A 15,568-nucleotide genomic window follows, 5' to 3' on the forward strand; every position below is an offset into this window, starting at 1 on the left:
TCCGTTCCGTTACCGGGGCACCGCGATCGCCGCGCCCTGTGAAGTCCCTCGAAGGCGTATTAGCCTCTTAATACGCCTCGCGCCATAGTGTTCCCGAGCGATCTCAGGCGCGGACCAGTGTGCCGGCCCCGCGGGCGGTGAAGAATTCGAGCAGCATCGCGTGGCCCACCCGCCCGTCGAGCACCACCGCCGCTTCGCATCCGGCCTCGACCGCGGCGATGCAGGTTTCCAGCTTGGGCACCATGCCGCCGCGGATCACGCCGTCTTCGCGCAGTTTGGCGATGTCGGCGGGGGTGAGATCGGTCAGCAGCTTGCCTTCGCCATCGAGCACGCCTGCTACATCGGTCAGCAGGAACAGCCGTGCCGCGCCCAGCGCCGCCGCGATCGCGCCCGCCATGGTATCGGCGTTGATGTTATAGGTCGCGCCGTCCGCACCCGGAGCGATCGGCGCGATCACCGGGATCATGCCCGCCGCCACCGCGGTGTCGATCACGCTGGTATCGACGTGGTCCGGTTCGCCGACGAAGCCGAGATCGACCACGCTTTCGATCAGGCTTTCGGGATCGCGGGTGGTGCGGGTGACCTTGCGCGCGGTCACCAGCCCGCCATCCTTGCCCGAGATGCCGATCGCTTTGCCCCCGGCCGCCGCGATCCAGCTCACCAGTTCCTTGTTGATCGCGCCCGACAATACCATCTCGGCGATCTTGGCGGTCGCCTCGTCGGTCACCCGCAAGCCATCGACGAAGGTGCTTTCCACCCCCAGCCGCGCCAGCATCTGGCCGATCTGCGGTCCGCCGCCATGCACCACAACCGGATTGATGCCGACCGCTTTCAGCAGCACGATATCCTCGGCAAAGTCGCGCGCGGCCTCTGGATCGCCCATCGCGTGGCCGCCGTATTTCACCACGAAGGTGCGCCCAGCATAGCGCTGGAAGTAGGGCAGCGCCTCGATCAGCACTTCGGCTTTCGAAAGGTCGAGCATCTGCGCGGCGGGTGCGCTGGGCTTGGTTTTGGTCACAGGCGTCACTTTCCCTCGCCCGTTGCGGGCACATCCAATGCCGCGCCCCTAGCGGCTTGGGCGCGCAGTGCAAGGCGGCTTGGTACGGGTGTGACCGCGATCTTTGGATTTCAGGGGTTTGGTGCTATGACAATCCTCTCGGAGGTGCTTTATGAGTGACGAACCGATTGCCCAGCCTGACGATACCCCCGCTGATGACGCTCGCCGCAAGGGTGACCGGCGCAAAGGCCAGCAGCCATTCGACGGCCCCGATCGCCGCAAGGACGATCGCCGCTCGGGCGATGACCGCCGCACGACCGAGCGCAGCTAGACCCGGCCTCAAGTCACCCTCCCCCGCGCTGCCGCGTTAAGGCGCAGCGCGTGTAGGAGACACATGAGACACTGTCCAGGAACCGAAAAACCCGCTCGGCGGATGCGGTGTCCTGCGCCCGCACGATTGGCGCGCAATGGCCGGGTTCGGCAGGCGAGGTGAGGGCGGAGCGGCAGCATGGCAGCGCGCAGGCTACCCCGGCATGGCGGCAGTAGGAAAGCGCGGGCGGACCCCCTGTGCTTCACGGCTGAGCGGGAATGCCCCAGTCATCGTCGCCCGTGTCGTTGAAGGCGTTCGGATCACCGCCCCATTCGCTGCCATCGACAACGTCCCCGTTCATGCCGTTCGTCACTTCGCGAAAGTCGTCGCCCTCGCGCGTGTTGAACGGATCGAGCGCACCGGGCGCCGCATCGATGTCGCACCCGGCCTTCTTCAACTCCCGCTCGGCAGCGTTGAGTTTGGCGATCGAGCGCAGCGCATTGGTTTCGATTTCGGTCGGCATTCCGTCAGCGCTGAAGCCGAGCAGCTTGTCGCGCAGGCCGGGGCAGTGCGGCCCCCAGGCGGCGTTCTTGTTATCGGCGATCTCGGCCTGCCGCACGGTTTCCACCGCATTGCGCACCCCCTGCTCGCCGTCGAAGAAGCCGGTGAGGTAAAGCCCCCCGCACACCACCACCATGCACCCGCCGAGTGCCTTTGCGAAGAACATGACCTGCAACCTCCCGTAATCGTCCGGGGGCAATTGTCGGCTGCGAGCGGTGAAGAAACGGTTACGCGGGGTGCGGAAAAATCCCTGTTTTTGTGACGCTTGCATGACGGGGAGGGGCGCTGCCCCACAACCGCCGCCCTGTCGGCCATCGCACCGACGCTGGAGAAAACGGGGCCGCAGCCTGCAACGGGTCACGCGCGGCGGGACAAGCCTCGGCGCGGTGCTGGTGAACGAAGGGCTGGCGGAGGAATGGGGCGGGCCGCGCAAGGCGTGGTGTTAGGGGCGGGGGAGCGCCACCCCTTGCTCTCGCCCTTGTCCTCGCCCTCGCCTTTGCCCTTGCCCTCTCCCCAGTCGCCGTCCCGGGCTTGACCCGGGATCCCGCTGTTTCTTCACCGCCGCAGAAGGAAGTGGGCCCCCGGATCAAGCCCAGGGAGGCGCTTTTATGCAGTCCCAAAAAGTGGGCCCGGCCCCATAGTTTCGCCACGCCGGCCTTTTGCTGCTGACGCGAGAACCTCGTGCCAAATTTCATAAGTCTGGCGAACGTCGGCAATGATTTCGTCGTATGTGAATAAATCAGTCTCAGAACACTCAAAGACTTCAATTTCACGAGCAACAGTATTTTTGTAACGCCAAATTTGCAGGCCGAGGCGCGAGAGGTCTGGATTATTTTCTTTCCAGCGCTGGTGCATGAAAGATAAAGCTGTGCGTCGGCCTATTCCCGTCAAAGGATCGGTGCGCCGAAGGTCAGGGAACGCGGCAACTATCTTGCCGTTAGGGTAAGCCATCAGCAAAGGCATACCAAATTCATATGCATGCCCGAAGGGCAGAATGAGATGCCGAACATCTTCGCGGAACGCGACAATCTTGTTTTCCATTGCAAAACTGTGCGTTGATCTAGCAATAGGAAGATTCATCGCCAGCAAATCTTCATTCCCCTTGCATGCTTTTGCGACGACAGCTTCCAGCATTTCCAAGGACGTTGCATCCTGTGCTTCGGCTATAAGTGGAAGTTGCAGGTTTACCGCATCGGCATTCGAGCGCCGGAACGGCTCATAGGAGCCGATAATTTGCTTCGGGCGCTCAATGTTCGTCAAGCGCGCAAGCTTCGTTTCGACAGGCTTGAAGGCGAGATTGACTATATCTGTTTCAGTAAGGCGACGACTCTTCATGGGGTTCTCCAGAACGGGGTGAATTTTCAATTGAAACCTTATGATGACGAAAGTTATCTTTGATACTTTGGTTCGTAATCCTAAGGCCGAATGTTCTCCCCCCATCCGGACCTCTTGTAATTAACTCCCACGGGCTATTCTTGGCGTGAGAAAGTTCGACCAACCTTCCTGGGCTCAAGTTGAAAAACGGTGCCGCATGGTCGAGTATTTTTTGCTTTATCGCATCATCTACTGATGGGTAAGCAATCTCTTCTCTTTTGGTAAATATGTCCCTTTGAGTAGCCCTTGAGTTTATTGGCGATGAGCCAAATTTTTTGAAAGAATCATAAACTGAAATACTAACGGGCCCATACTGCCAAGCCTCAAAACTTCCCGCAAGGAGGGGTGTTTCTTCCTCCACCAGAAACCGACCATGAACAAAATACAAAATCTTTTGGAGCGCAAGATTGGTAATCTTGCGTCCTCTATTATCTGCTTCATCAAGAATTAGGTTAGCAACACCTCTTGGGTCTAGATCCATAGAATGGACTCACTCCGCAGCCTCAGCCCCGAACAGCCCGACCTCGGGCAGCTCGACGCTGTCCTCGTTCACGGCTCTGGCCTTCTGGCGCTTGTCGAAGCTGGACCACACGGTGTTCCAGTCGCCGGTGGTCGCGCCCTTCGAATATTCGGTCGCGCGGGTTTCGAAGAAGTTGGCGTGCTCGACACCGTTCAGCAGCGGGGCGAGCCACGGCAGGGGGTGGTCTTCGATCATGTAGATTTCCTGCAGGCCCAGTTGCTTCAGCCGCCAATCGGCGATGTAGCGGATGTAGCGCTTGATCTCCTTGGCGCTCATGCCGTTGACCGGGCCCATTTCGAAGGCGAGGTCGATGAAGTTGTCCTCCAGCCGCACCGTCTTCTGGCAGATGTCGATCAGGTCTTCCTTCACCGCCTTGGTGAGGCACTGGCGTTCCTCGCAGAAGGTGTGGAACAGCTTGATGATGCCTTCGCAGTGCAGCGATTCGTCGCGCACGCTCCAGCTGACGATCTGGCCCATGCCCTTCATCTTGTTGAAGCGCGGGAAGTTCATCAGCATGGCGAAGCTGGCGAACAGCTGCAGCCCTTCGGTAAAGCCGCCGAACACGGCGAGCGTGCGGGCGATATCCTCGTCGCTTTCGACGTTGAAGGTCTGGAGGAAATCGTGCTTGTCCTTCATTTCCTCATATTCGAGGAAGGCGGAGTATTCGCTTTCGGGCATCCCGATGGTGTCGAGCAGGTGCGAGTACGCCGCGATGTGCACCGTCTCCATGTTGGAGAAGGCGGCCAGCATCATCTTGATCTCGGTCGGCTTGAACACCCGGCCGTAATTTTCGTGATAGCAGTTCTGCACCTCGACATCGGCCTGGGTGAAGAAACGGAAGATCTGGGTGAGCAGGTTGCGCTCGTGCTCGGTGATCTTCTGCGCCCAGTCGCGGCAATCCTCGCCCAAGGGAACTTCCTCCGGCATCCAGTGGATCTGCTGCTGGCGCTTCCAGAAATCATAGGCCCAGGGGTACTGGAACGGCTTGTAGGTGGAGCGGGCTTCGAGCAGCGACATCGGGTTACTCCCTGTGGACGTCTGGATGTTGGATATGGGCGGTGCGCGCCCGGTTTTCAGCTACGGAACGCAAGGGGTGAAGGATTCACCCGCTTGCGCGAAATTCTCAAGGTGCCCAGGCGATCAGGACATAGAGGCAGAACGGCGCGAGCATCGATACCATCGCGATGTGGATCATCGCCGCGTTGCGGGCATGGCCGGGCTTGTCGCGGCGCAATTCGCGGACCGAATTGAACGCGAACACGGCGCAGATCACGAGCCCGAAGATCGCCATTCCGAACGGCAAATTCATATACTTCCCCTTGTATTCGAATCCGGTGAGCCGGCGGCTGCCGCAGCACGCCGCCGGCCTGCCACTTTCGCGCCTACTGGCAGCTCAGGCATTCCTCGTAATCGGTCTCGCCCGCCGACAGTTCGATCTTGGCGAGCGCGGAGGTGTTGTCCGCCTCCACCCCGCCGACGAAACCGGCGCGCTGCACCGACTTGGAGCGGAGGTAATAGAGCGACTTGATGCCCTTTTCCCACGCCTGGAAGTGCAGCATCATCAGGTCCCACTTGTCGACATCGGCCGGGATAAACAGGTTCAGCGACTGCGCCTGATCGATATAGGGCGTGCGGTCGGCCGCGAATTCGAGCAGCCAGCGCTGGTCGATCTCGAAGCTGGTCTTGAAGGTCGCCTTTTCTTCCACCGTGAGGAAGTCGAGGTGCTGCACCGACCCGCCGCGTTCGAGGATCGAGTTCCAGACATTGGTCGAATTCTTCGACTTCTTGTCGAGCACCTTTTCCAGATAGGGGTTCTTGACGATGAAGCTGCCCGACAGCGTCTTGTGGGTGTAGATATTGGCCGGGATCGGTTCGATACAGGCCGAGGTGCCGCCGCAGATGATGCTGATCGACGCGGTCGGCGCGATCGCCATCTTGCAACTGAACCGCTCCATCGCGCCCATGTCGGCCGCGTCGGGGCAGGGGCCGCGTTCCTGCGCCAGCAGCATCGATGCTTCGCACGCCTTGGCGTGGATCTGCTTGAACATCTTGAGGTTCAGCGCCTTGGCCATCGCGCTTTCGAAGCCCACGCCCTTCATCTGCAGATAGGAGTGGAAGCCCATCACGCCGAGGCCCACCGAACGTTCGCGGCTGGCCGAATACTTGGCCCGCGCCATCTCGTCCGGCGCGCGGTCGATATAGTCCTGCAGCACGTTGTCGAGGAAGCGCATCACGTCCTCGATGAACTGCTTGTCGCCGTTCCACTCGTCCCACTTCTCGAGGTTGAGCGACGACAGGCAGCACACCGCGGTGCGATCATTGCCAAGGTGGTCGATCCCGGTCGGCAGAGTGATTTCCGAGCACAGGTTCGAGGTCGAGACCTTGAGGCCCAGATCGCGGTGATGCTTGGGCATCATGCGGTTCACCGTGTCGGAGAACACGATATAGGGCTCGCCCGTTGCCAGCCGGGTTTCGACCAGCTTCTGGAACAGCGAGCGCGCATCGACTGTGGCGCGCACTTCACCGGTCTTGGGCGATTTGAGGTCGAACTTGTCGCCCGCGCGCACCGCTTCCATGAACTCGTCGGTCAGCAGCACGCCGTGGTGCAGGTTCAACGCCTTGCGGTTGAAATCGCCGCTGGGCTTGCGGATTTCGAGGAACTCCTCGATTTCCGGGTGGCTGACATCGAGATAGCACGCGGCCGAACCGCGCCGCAGCGACCCTTGCGAAATCGCCAGCGTCAGGCTGTCCATCACGCGGACGAACGGGATGATCCCGCTGGTCTTGCCGTTGAGGCCGACCGGCTCGCCGATGCCGCGGACATTGCCCCAATAGGTCCCGATCCCGCCGCCCTTGCTGGCGAGCCAGACGTTTTCGTTCCAGGTGCCGACGATGCCTTCGAGGCTGTCCGACACCGAGTTGAGATAGCACGAAATCGGCAGGCCGCGGTGGGTGCCGCCGTTCGACAGCACCGGGGTGGCGGGCATGAACCACAGCTTGGAGATGTAATCGTAAAGCCGCTGGGCATGGGCCTGATCATCGGCATAGGCATCCGCCACGCGGGCGAACAGGTCCTGATAATTCTCGCCCGGCAACAAATAGCGATCGGTCAGGGTTTCCTTGCCGAACTCGGTCAGGTTGGCATCGCGTTCGGGCGTGGTGGTGACGACGAAACGGCGGTCATTGACCTTCTTGCTGTCGGTGCGCGCGGCTTCCTTGGCCGCCTCGGTCATTGCGCCGGCCAGCGCCTCGCCCGCCTTGGCGGCGATCAGTTCTTCCGAACCGCTATCAGCCTTGTTCATGGTCACGGCCTTTTCATCCTTCATCGCGGTCGCCGCCAGAGCGCCGCCCGCATCCATTTCGTTCAGCAAATCGCCTGATCCCGTATTCCCCACGCCGTCGCTCACCTTGAATTCCATTGCTTGCCCCACTTGTGCCGCCGAATCATCCCACGGCACAAGGCCTGTGTTCTAATTCTGTTCTATACAGGACGATCCACAGATCCGCCAACAGGATGTCCCCAAGGGGCTCCACAGTCGGGCCTGCCATTCGCTTCCCGGCCTGCAACATTCCCCCTGATTCCGCAGCGACTCCGCCCCCCTGTCGCCCTTGCGGGCTGTGCCGGGGAATCACCAATGCTTGGGGGTCCGCCTAAAGCCGAACCACTACATAGTGAATCAGGCGCGATTCCACGTCAACGGGCGATTAACGCATAAATTACCACGAACGGGCGGTCTGCGATACGTCCCGGACCCGCGACGCGTGGACCAAGCTTGAGTCGCGCGGCCCGCAAGCCCCAAATTGAATCTGTGAAGAAAAATTTGGTGATTGAATCATGTGAATCAATCCGTGAATCTTTCGCACGTCCGATCGCATGATTGTTGCGCGGCGGGCCTCGCAAGCCCCCGCCGCAAACGTCCGGCGCATGCCCCGATGATCGTAACGCATACCGCTGGCCGGGCGTTCTGAGGGCGCGGGCGTAGCCCGTCCCGAACCCCGTAGTTCCCACAGGTTGCTGCATAGGCTATACCCCCTATCCGCGCTGCGATCACGGATGGTCGCCGCCCCCGCCCTGGCATCGATGCCGAAAATGGTCGGGGAACGCGCTGTTCGTTCTGCGCTCCGCCGGGATCACAACCCGGCAAAGGGCGCTGCGATCACAGTTCACCACGCTCTTGCGCAGCGAAGAATGGCGAACAGCCACCATAGCTCGCAAGCCCGCCGCGGTGCGCGGCCCAGGCGAAACCAGCCACCCCGAGATGGCGAGACCGATCTTCAGCTTTGCGACCTGCCGACAGAACAAGCGCCGAAGATCTTGCAGCCTCGATACAAAGCGAAAAATTGTTCATGTTGAATACGGAAAACCAAGCTCCGAACGAAGCTGAAGCCGAAGCAAAGACCGAAGCCGGCACCACACCCCGAGTATACGTGATCGACGACGACAGCGGCGTGCGCAAATCATTGCATTTCATGCTGGCGGCATCGGGCATTCAGGCGTGGCCGTTCGCGTCGGCGGCCGATTTCCTCGACCAGTTGCCGTTTCTGACCCCCGCGCCGCTTCTGGTGGACATCCGCATGCCCGAAATCGATGGTCTGCAATTGCTGACCATCCTCAAGGAACGCGGGGTGACCTGGCCGGCTGTGATCCTGACGGCGCATGGCGATGTCTCGGTCGCGGTGCAGGCGATGAAGCTGGGCGCGATCGATTTTCTGGAAAAGCCGTTCGCGGCCCAGGCGATCAATCAGGCCATCACGCAGGCGTTCGACGTTCTCGACCAGATGCAGCACATGCTCTCCGCGCGCGATCAGGCGCGTTACGGTATCGCGCAGCTGACCGCGCGCGAACGTGAAACAATGGCGATCCTGATGGAGGGCGTTCCCAACAAGGAAGTTGCGCACAGGTTGGGTCTGAGCGTGCGCACGATAGAAATGCACCGCGGCAATGCGCTGGCGAAGCTGAATGTCAAAAGCGTAGCAGAAGTTGTGGCGCTGGCGAATTTGGCGGGCTTCACCGCAGAAATGCAGCTGAATATCGAAAACCTCCCTGAAAATTCGACAGCCGAGCCCAGAACCTGAGGCAGGATACAAACTTTCATTTGATCGTTTGATAAGGTGCAGGGACACAGGAGGCCGGTTCGAAGCAATCCGTAGAGCCGGAAAACCAGCGATGAACAAACAGGCGCATATCGGCCAACCGGGCAGTTCTGCATGCCGTCAGGCGTGGTCGGGCGCTTTGGCGCGGGCGGTCAATCGCTCTCCTCTGCCGACGATCGGCACGAACACTCTGATCGAAGGCAATCCGATCATGTTCGTCAACGATGCTTATCTCGCGATGACGGGGGCAAACGGCGATGCGGTTCTGTTTCGACCGGTCATGGAAGTGCTGCACGACGGGGCGGATGCTGCGGCCTTGTCCGAGTTCCGGGCGGCGCTGGAGGATGGCCGCAGCGGATCGTGGCGGATGCAACTGGCGCGTGCCGACGGCGCGGCGTTTCCGGGGGTCGTCTATATGTCGGCCATCTGCGACGCATCCGATCGGGTCATCGGTCACTACATCAACTTCATCGATCTGGCGACGGTCGGCAGGCGGCCCCGTGAACGCCGCGCCATCGATCCCGCGATTTACGAGAACGCACCTGGCTTCATCGCAATCTCCAGAGGCGCGGACCACCGGTTCGAATACGCCAACGCCTCGTACCGAGAGTTCACGAAGCGCGATGATCTGATCGGCAAGACGGTGGCCGATGTCTTTCCGGAGCTTGCGGCTCAGGGCTTTCTCGACCTCATCGACGAGGTTTACCGGACGGGGACCCCGTTCCGCGCGTCGGATTTGCCGATCAGCATATTCGATCCGGCGACCAACAGCCTTCAGCGGCGCTGGATGGACGTGGTGTACCAGCCCTTGCGGAACACAGACGGGACGATCAGCGGCCTGTTCTGCGAAGGTCAGGACGTCACCGATCTGCACGAGATCAACAAAACTCTCGCCGCGATGGAGATGAAAATGATTCATGCCGCGCGGGTCAACGCGATGGGAACGATGGCAGCGACCTTGGCGCATGAGCTCAACCAGCCGCTGACCGCGATCACCAACTACCTCGCCGGTCTGCGCGCGAATGGCGGGCGGATGCCCGAAGCCGACCGGCTGATGATCGCGCTCGACGGCATCGGCGAGGCGACCGAGCGGGCTTCGGGCATTCTCGATCATCTCCGCCAGCTGACCAAGCATCGCAAGCCCAGGCGGGAGCCGTTCAATCTGCGGGAAGCGGTTGCCGAATGCGTGCGTCTGGTGGGGTCTTCGTGCCGCATCGAGATTGGTTTCGACAACCGTGTCGCGCGGGAGACGACCATGATCGCCGACCGGGTCAAGATCCAGCAGGTGCTGATCAACCTGCTCCAGAATGCCTGCGATGCGATGGCGGATACCAACTGCCCGCGCGCCACCATCGCCGCGACCGAGGACGAAAGCGGCATCACCGTCTGCATTGCCGATCATGGGCGCGGCGTATGCCCCGAAGCGGTGCCGACGATGTTTTCGTGGTCCGAAACCCAGAAACACGAGGGCATGGGCATAGGGCTTTCGATCTGCCGCACGATCGTGGAGCTTTACCGCGGCCAGATCTGGCTCGAGAAAAGCGGGCCGGAAGGATCGGAGTTCCGGTTCTGGTTGCCGTGGCCCGCGTCGGCGGCGCCTGCCGACGATGCAGAGGGTGATGCTGCGCCGCTGTCCTAGCGCGCGGCGGGACCTTCGGCGAATTCCCACAACAGATCGCCGAGCCATTCGGCGCAGCGCTGCCGTGCCGGCGATGCCGCGTCCGGATCATCCAGCAGCCGGGTGACGTGCCGGGCCACGAATTGCGAGGGGCCGGAATAGGCCATGCTCCATCGGCCGAACTGCCGTTCAGCGATCGGCGCGCGGGCGGCCACGGTGATCCCCTCATGGCGGGGATCGCGCGTGACGCTGGCCATCAGCGTGTCCACCGCCGCCGCCGGCCCTTCGAGCACCTGCGCGAAATGGTCTCCGGTGAACAGCAGCGCCCCGGTGATGCCGAGCCCCGGATTGCGTGCCCGCGACCCGGCGACGATCCGTTCGACCATGGCAGCCGCCGAAGCCGCGGACAGGGTGCTGCGGCTGACATACAGCAAGGATACGAGCTTCACGTTCGGGTTCCTTCCTACACGGCCTGCGCTGCCGCAGCGTTGCCGAAGCGCGCGATCATGGCGGGGACAAATGCGCCCGGCTGCGCCTTGCCGAAGTAGAAACCCTGTCCGATGTCGCAGCCGTGCGCTGTCGCGAATTCGGCCTGCGCTGCGGTTTCGATTCCTTCGGCGACCGTAGTGATCCCGAGGCTTTTGCCAAGGCCGATCAGCGCCCGGACGATCGTGGTATCGTCAAAATTGGTGCCGATCCCGCTGACGAAGGAGCGATCGATCTTGAGCACGTCCACCCGGAACTGCTTGAGGTGGGTGAGCGAAGCGTAGCCGGTGCCGAAATCGTCGAGCGCAATCCGCACTCCGGCCTTGCTCAGTACCTTCAGCGCGCGGCCGACATGCTGCGCGCCGCGGCCCAGAAACACCCCCTCGGTCACTTCGAGTTCGATCATGCTCGGCGAAAGATCCCGCGCCGCGATTTCCTTCAGCAGCATTTCGGCGAAGGCATTGCTGCGAAAATCGGCGGCACCGGTGTTGATCGCGACATGGCCGAAATGGAGGCCGCGATCGACCCAGGTGCGGATATCGTCGAGCACCGAGGCAATCATCTGGCTGCTGATCGCAACCGCCAGTTCGCGATCATCGAACGCCTGCGCGAAACTATCGGGCATGATCGTGACGCGATCGGGGGTCTGGCACCGTACCAGCGCCTCGAAACCGACCAGCGCGCCCGTATCGAGGTCGATCTTCGGCTGATAATGTGCGACCAGCCGCCCCGCTTCGAGGCCTTCGCGCGCGACCGACAGCATTGCGGTGCCACGGTCGAATTCCTCCATCAGCCGCGGGCTGAAAGTCTCGGCCCGTCCGCGCGAAAGCTTTGCTTCGGCCAGCGCGAGATCGGCGCATTTCATCAGCCCGTCGGGATCGGCGGCATGATCGGGATAGATCGCCACCCCGACGCTGGCCTTGCAACTGATCAACCGCCCGCGATGCAGGATCGGTTCGTGCAGCCGGCGGTTGAGCGAGGCGACGACATCGGCAACCTGCTCTTCGCGGTCTATGCCGCCGAGGATCACGCCGAATTCATCGCCGCCAAGCCGTGCAGCCGTGTCGGTATGGCGCAGAAGGTTGCGCAACCTTTGCGCAAACCCGCACAGCAGGGCGTCACCCGCGTCATGGCCGAGCGAGTCGTTGATCTGCTTGAAATGGTCCACATCCACGACCAGCAGCGCAGCCCGTTGGCCGTTCTGGCGGGCGCCCTCCATCGTCCGGGTCAGCAGCCGGTTGAACAGGTCGCGCCGGGGAAGGCCGGTCAGATCGTCATGTTCGGCAACATAGCGCAGCCGCTCGGTGAGTCGCGACTGCGCCACCACCTGCGAATCGCGTTCCTGCACCAGTCGCCGCAGTTCGAGCAGCGCCTCGACCTGTCCCGCCAGCGTGCGCAAGGTTTCTTCTTCCAGCGGGGTGATGCCCTGCGGGCGCGGCGTGGGATCGAATACGCACAGGGCAGCGATGGGCGTGCCGTCGGCCGCGAGAATCCGCATCCCGGCATAAAAACGGATGTTGGGCACGCCGGCGACCAGCGGATTATCGGCGAACCGGGGATCCTCGGCCGCGTCTTTCACCACCAGCGGCGCTGCGACATCGATCGTGTGGACGCAAAACGAGACCGATAGCGGCGTTTCGCGCGGATCGAGACCCCACCGGGCCTTGAACCACTGCCGTGTCTCGTCGATGAAGCTGATCGCCGCCGTCTTCGCCCCGGTGATCCGGGCCGCCAGCCTGACGATATCGTCGAAATGCGGCTCTGGCGCGCTGTCGAGGATGCCGTAGCGGGCGATGGCATTGCGGCGCTGCAATCGCCCATGCTCCGCTTCAGGCAGGCAGGCGAGCGCGCGCGAAGGCGCAAAGGACTGGAGCGCCGCAGTCATTTCTGCGCCACTTGATCTGCCCCCTGCGGCTCCTGTCGCAAGCCCACCGGCGGCTCGGGCGTGCGCATCAGCCGCTGGATCGACCCCAGCGCGTCGAGGCTCAGCGATTGCAGCAGCATCACGCCGGCCCGGTCGCCGCGCACCCACCGCACACGGCCGAGTCGTTCGATCCCGGATGGCAGCGTCACCTTGAGATCGAGCCCCTCGGTCAGGCTCCCGTCATGCTCCAGCTTGAGCCCGCGCAGCGATATGTCGACCACCTTGGCACTGCGCAGGCCAACCTCGCTGCGGGTCAGCGCTGTGACCATCAACGGTAGTCTGACCGGGCGGTTGCTGCCCAATCGCGCCCCTTCCGCCAGAACCGCGAGCAGATGCGCGCAATCGATCGGCTGATCGAATTGCAGGCCGAGATGTTCGTTCTCTTGCCAGACGACATGCCCGCGCAATTCCACGCCGTCTGCAAATTCGAGCGTGAGACTTTCCGACAGGCTCGCGGGCATCATCATGCGCAGGCCCGCACCCCGATCGGACAGGTTGGTGATTCGGGCGAGGCCTTCGTCGGTGCCGGTAATGACGCGGGCAATGCGGAATACGGTCTGAACGCGGCCGTCGGTGCGACGATCGCCCTCCGGCAGGATAGCGCTTCCAGTCTGCGCAGTGATGGCGTGAGGCGATCCTATGGTCATACAGTGTCTCCCACTGCCTCTTTGCACCGCTGCAAGGCACGGGAAAATCTGTTGAACTTACCGGAACCCCATTAACCCGCGCGCAATAACCTGGTTTAGCTTGCCGCTGCGGAAAGCTGCACTCTCCGAATCCTCGGGGATTTCCTCACTAGTTGCGCGTGTGGGCCACGATTTCGTCGGCGATTCGCGCAATCAGTGGTTCGGGAATATCGTGGCCCCAGCCGGGAAACGTCACCAACCGCGCACCGGGAATCGCCCGGGCGGTGTCTTCTCCCGCCTCGAGCTTGACCAGCGGATCGTCCTCGCCGTGCAGCACCAGGGTCGGCACGCGCACATTGGCGAGCCGCGACCGGCGGCAGCCATCGTCGATGATCGCGGCAAGCTGGCGCGGCATGCCCGGCGGATAGACAGACCGGCGGACGCTGCGCAGCACCACCTCGCGCTGCCGCACCGGATCGGGGCGGTAGCCGGGGCTGCCGATATTCTTCGCGACGTCGAGGCCGCGTTGGACCAGCGTTTCCTCCTCCATGTCCTTGAGCGGCGCAATCAGCGCGTCCATCGCGTGCTTTTCCGCCTGCGGCAGCTTGCCGTTGCCGGTGGTCGACATGATCGAGGTGAGCGTGCGCAGGCGCGGGCCGTGATGCACCGCCATCAGCTGCGCGATCATCCCGCCCATCGACGCGCCGACCACGTGCGCCGATTCGATCCCAAGCGCATCGAGCACGCCGATGCCGTCATCGGCCATGTCCTTGAGCGTGTAGGGCACCTTTGCGGGCCAGCCGACCTTCTTGCGCAATATCTGGATCGGGAGCGAGGGGGCGCGCGCGCCTTCCATCTTCTGGCTCAGCCCGATGTCGCGGTTGTCGTAGCGGATCACGCGGAAACCTTCGCCCACCAGCGCTTCGACGAATTCGTCGGGCCACAGGGTCAGCTGCGCGCCCAGACCCATCACCAGCAGGATCACCTCGCGTTCGGGGTCGCCGTGGTCTTCGTAGAAGATTTCGATGCCGGTATTGGGGGTGGTGATGGTGGGCATTGGTGATCGGGCCTCTCGCGCAAACTCGTGCGCGCCATCATTTCCACGCCGGGCCGGCGATGTCGAGGCCTTGGGCAGCCAACCGGTCGAGCACGCCGTCGCTTTCGGCCAGCACCCGCAGCGGCACGACGGCCAGCGTGACACCCGGCTGGGTTTGCGCTGCGTTGATGTTGTCGACCCAGATGGCGCGCAATTCGGTGCCGAGCGTCTCGTCCGCCCACGGCCAGCACTGGCCCAGCGCCTGTTCAAGCGGGTTCGCCATCACCGCCGGGATATCATAGCGCCGCCAGTCCGCGCCGCGCTGTTCGACGACGTCTGGCCCGCTTTCGACAGCGTCCATCGCGGCGGTGAGGCAAGGGATGTGCGCGGCGGGCGGCGCATCGGCGAGGTTGTCGATGATATCCTCACCCCGCAGGGTGGCAGCGCGGGTGATCGGGACATCGGCCTTGTCGGCGGCCTTTTTGACCACGTCGGCAGGCTCGTCGGCGGTGTCGCGGTTGAAGCGCAATTCCTTGCGCAGCATCTGAAACGAGGTGAGCAGGAAAGACTGGCGGGTGTAATCCTCGTCATGTGCGGTGCCGAGTGCGGAGAGCCGCGCCCATTGTTCGGGGGTGAGGTATTCGGGCGCCACGGTCTTGTCGGGCAGTTTGGTGAATTTCGACCCGCTGAAGATCAGCCGCAGCACATCGCCCGGAGAAATCTTGGGCCGCGCGCCGAGGATCACCCGGCTCGCCTGCGCAGTCGCGTCCTTGAGCCGGTCGGGCTGCCAAGGGGTGGTTTCGGGAATCGCCCGGATTTCCCCGACGAGGATGATGGTGCCGGTGGGGGTATCGATCGTCCACATCGGCGCACCGGAGCGCTGCGCGGTGACGACGATGGAGTTTTCGGTGGGGGCGGGGGTTTGGGCGGTGGCTGCTGCGGGGATCAGCGCGGCAAGGCAAAGGAAAGGCAGGGTCTTTGTCATCATTGCGCCCCTTCAGGAGTTTCCCACGCGCCCTTAG

The 15,568-nt window shown here is 62.6% G+C and carries 15 protein-coding genes; 3 read left to right on the forward strand and 12 right to left on the reverse strand.

The genetic code is table 11. From position 1 onward, the window contains the following. Positions 1 to 103 precede the first annotated feature (103 nt). On the reverse strand, positions 104 to 982 hold the full coding sequence (argB, locus tag Q0L48_RS07695) for an acetylglutamate kinase (protein WP_296719690.1): 879 nt from the start codon (positions 980 to 982) through the stop codon (positions 104 to 106). 187 nt (positions 983 to 1,169) lie between these two features. Between argB and Q0L48_RS07700 the strand changes: the two genes are divergently transcribed. Continuing rightward, positions 1,170 to 1,328 carry a hypothetical protein gene (locus tag Q0L48_RS07700; RefSeq protein WP_296719252.1) on the forward strand — a complete coding sequence of 53 codons (159 nt, stop codon included), beginning with the start codon at positions 1,170 to 1,172 and terminating at the stop codon, positions 1,326 to 1,328. Between the two features lie 241 nt (positions 1,329 to 1,569). Here Q0L48_RS07700 and Q0L48_RS07705 read toward each other — a convergent pair whose 3' ends face one another. The 6 genes from Q0L48_RS07705 to Q0L48_RS07730 form a co-directional block, all read right to left on the reverse strand. Beyond that, complete coding sequence (locus Q0L48_RS07705; protein WP_296719254.1) at positions 1,570 to 2,034, reverse strand: hypothetical protein; 465 nt, start codon at positions 2,032 to 2,034, stop codon at positions 1,570 to 1,572. Between the two features lie 440 nt (positions 2,035 to 2,474). After that, on the reverse strand, positions 2,475 to 3,203 hold the full coding sequence (locus Q0L48_RS07710) for a hypothetical protein (protein WP_296719257.1): 729 nt from the start codon (positions 3,201 to 3,203) through the stop codon (positions 2,475 to 2,477). Continuing rightward, positions 3,181 to 3,723, reverse strand: coding sequence for a Panacea domain-containing protein (locus Q0L48_RS07715; protein WP_296719260.1), 543 nt, complete (start codon positions 3,721 to 3,723; stop codon positions 3,181 to 3,183). The genes Q0L48_RS07710 and Q0L48_RS07715 overlap by 23 nt, the downstream gene beginning before the upstream one ends. Positions 3,724 to 3,732: 9 nt before the next feature. Continuing rightward, positions 3,733 to 4,779, reverse strand: a complete 1,047-nt coding sequence (locus Q0L48_RS07720; protein ID WP_296719263.1) for a ribonucleotide-diphosphate reductase subunit beta — start codon at positions 4,777 to 4,779, stop codon at positions 3,733 to 3,735. Between the two features lie 106 nt (positions 4,780 to 4,885). After that, the gene (locus Q0L48_RS07725) at positions 4,886 to 5,071 is read right to left on the reverse strand and encodes a hypothetical protein (RefSeq protein WP_296719265.1); all 186 of its coding nucleotides are present in this window, start codon (positions 5,069 to 5,071) and stop codon (positions 4,886 to 4,888) included. Positions 5,072 to 5,144: 73 nt separating this feature from the next. Further along, the gene (locus Q0L48_RS07730) at positions 5,145 to 7,121 is read right to left on the reverse strand and encodes a ribonucleoside-diphosphate reductase subunit alpha (RefSeq protein WP_296719693.1); all 1,977 of its coding nucleotides are present in this window, start codon (positions 7,119 to 7,121) and stop codon (positions 5,145 to 5,147) included. A gap of 988 nt (positions 7,122 to 8,109) precedes the next feature. Between Q0L48_RS07730 and Q0L48_RS07735 the strand changes: the two genes are divergently transcribed. Together Q0L48_RS07735 and Q0L48_RS07740 are read left to right on the forward strand one after the other, a co-directional pair. Then, positions 8,110 to 8,838 (forward strand): response regulator, encoded by a 729-nt coding sequence (locus tag Q0L48_RS07735; RefSeq protein WP_296719268.1) that lies wholly within the window; start codon positions 8,110 to 8,112, stop codon positions 8,836 to 8,838. Between the two features lie 91 nt (positions 8,839 to 8,929). Next, positions 8,930 to 10,495: an ATP-binding protein gene (locus Q0L48_RS07740; RefSeq protein WP_296719270.1), complete on the forward strand. Its 1,566-nt coding sequence runs from the start codon at positions 8,930 to 8,932 to the stop codon at positions 10,493 to 10,495. Here the strand turns inward: Q0L48_RS07740 and Q0L48_RS07745 are convergent. The 5 genes from Q0L48_RS07745 to Q0L48_RS07765 form a co-directional block, all read right to left on the reverse strand. Then, positions 10,492 to 10,923 carry a BLUF domain-containing protein gene (locus Q0L48_RS07745; protein WP_296719273.1) on the reverse strand — a complete coding sequence of 144 codons (432 nt, stop codon included), beginning with the start codon at positions 10,921 to 10,923 and terminating at the stop codon, positions 10,492 to 10,494. The genes Q0L48_RS07740 and Q0L48_RS07745 overlap by 4 nt on opposite strands. 14 nt (positions 10,924 to 10,937) lie before the next feature. Further along, a complete protein-coding gene (locus tag Q0L48_RS07750) occupies positions 10,938 to 12,845 on the reverse strand; it encodes a bifunctional diguanylate cyclase/phosphodiesterase (RefSeq protein WP_296719276.1) in 1,908 nt (635 codons plus the stop codon). Then, a complete protein-coding gene (locus Q0L48_RS07755; RefSeq protein WP_296719278.1) occupies positions 12,842 to 13,531 on the reverse strand; it encodes a PilZ domain-containing protein in 690 nt (229 codons plus the stop codon). The genes Q0L48_RS07750 and Q0L48_RS07755 overlap by 4 nt, the downstream gene beginning before the upstream one ends. Before the next feature lie 148 nt (positions 13,532 to 13,679). Beyond that, a complete protein-coding gene (locus Q0L48_RS07760) occupies positions 13,680 to 14,567 on the reverse strand; it encodes an alpha/beta fold hydrolase (RefSeq protein ID WP_296719281.1) in 888 nt (295 codons plus the stop codon). Between the two features lie 37 nt (positions 14,568 to 14,604). Beyond that, positions 14,605 to 15,531, reverse strand: coding sequence for a TraB/GumN family protein (locus Q0L48_RS07765; protein ID WP_296719283.1), 927 nt, complete (start codon positions 15,529 to 15,531; stop codon positions 14,605 to 14,607). Positions 15,532 to 15,568 lie beyond the last annotated feature (37 nt).

Origin of the sequence: Erythrobacter sp. (assembly GCF_024305245.1) — a bacterium.
In the GTDB taxonomy this organism is placed as follows: domain Bacteria; phylum Pseudomonadota; class Alphaproteobacteria; order Sphingomonadales; family Sphingomonadaceae; genus Erythrobacter.

Bases quoted from the DNA above. Each gene is read 5' to 3' on its own strand.
- argB (WP_296719690.1), bottom strand. From the start codon at position 982: ATGCTCGACCTTTCGAAAGCCGAAGTGCTGATCGAGGCGCTGCCCTAC.
- Q0L48_RS07700 (WP_296719252.1), top strand. From the start codon at position 1,170: ATGAGTGACGAACCGATTGCCCAGCCTGACGATACCCCCGCTGATGAC.
- Q0L48_RS07705 (WP_296719254.1), bottom strand. From the start codon at position 2,034: ATGTTCTTCGCAAAGGCACTCGGCGGGTGCATGGTGGTGGTGTGCGGG.
- Q0L48_RS07710 (WP_296719257.1), bottom strand. From the start codon at position 3,203: ATGAAGAGTCGTCGCCTTACTGAAACAGATATAGTCAATCTCGCCTTC.
- Q0L48_RS07715 (WP_296719260.1), bottom strand. From the start codon at position 3,723: ATGGATCTAGACCCAAGAGGTGTTGCTAACCTAATTCTTGATGAAGCA.
- Q0L48_RS07720 (WP_296719263.1), bottom strand. From the start codon at position 4,779: ATGTCGCTGCTCGAAGCCCGCTCCACCTACAAGCCGTTCCAGTACCCC.
- Q0L48_RS07725 (WP_296719265.1), bottom strand. From the start codon at position 5,071: ATGAATTTGCCGTTCGGAATGGCGATCTTCGGGCTCGTGATCTGCGCC.
- Q0L48_RS07730 (WP_296719693.1), bottom strand. From the start codon at position 7,121: ATGGATGCGGGCGGCGCTCTGGCGGCGACCGCGATGAAGGATGAAAAG.
- Q0L48_RS07735 (WP_296719268.1), top strand. From the start codon at position 8,110: ATGTTGAATACGGAAAACCAAGCTCCGAACGAAGCTGAAGCCGAAGCA.
- Q0L48_RS07740 (WP_296719270.1), top strand. From the start codon at position 8,930: ATGAACAAACAGGCGCATATCGGCCAACCGGGCAGTTCTGCATGCCGT.
- Q0L48_RS07750 (WP_296719276.1), bottom strand. From the start codon at position 12,845: ATGACTGCGGCGCTCCAGTCCTTTGCGCCTTCGCGCGCGCTCGCCTGC.
- Q0L48_RS07755 (WP_296719278.1), bottom strand. From the start codon at position 13,531: ATGACCATAGGATCGCCTCACGCCATCACTGCGCAGACTGGAAGCGCT.
- Q0L48_RS07760 (WP_296719281.1), bottom strand. From the start codon at position 14,567: ATGCCCACCATCACCACCCCCAATACCGGCATCGAAATCTTCTACGAA.
- Q0L48_RS07765 (WP_296719283.1), bottom strand. From the start codon at position 15,531: ATGACAAAGACCCTGCCTTTCCTTTGCCTTGCCGCGCTGATCCCCGCA.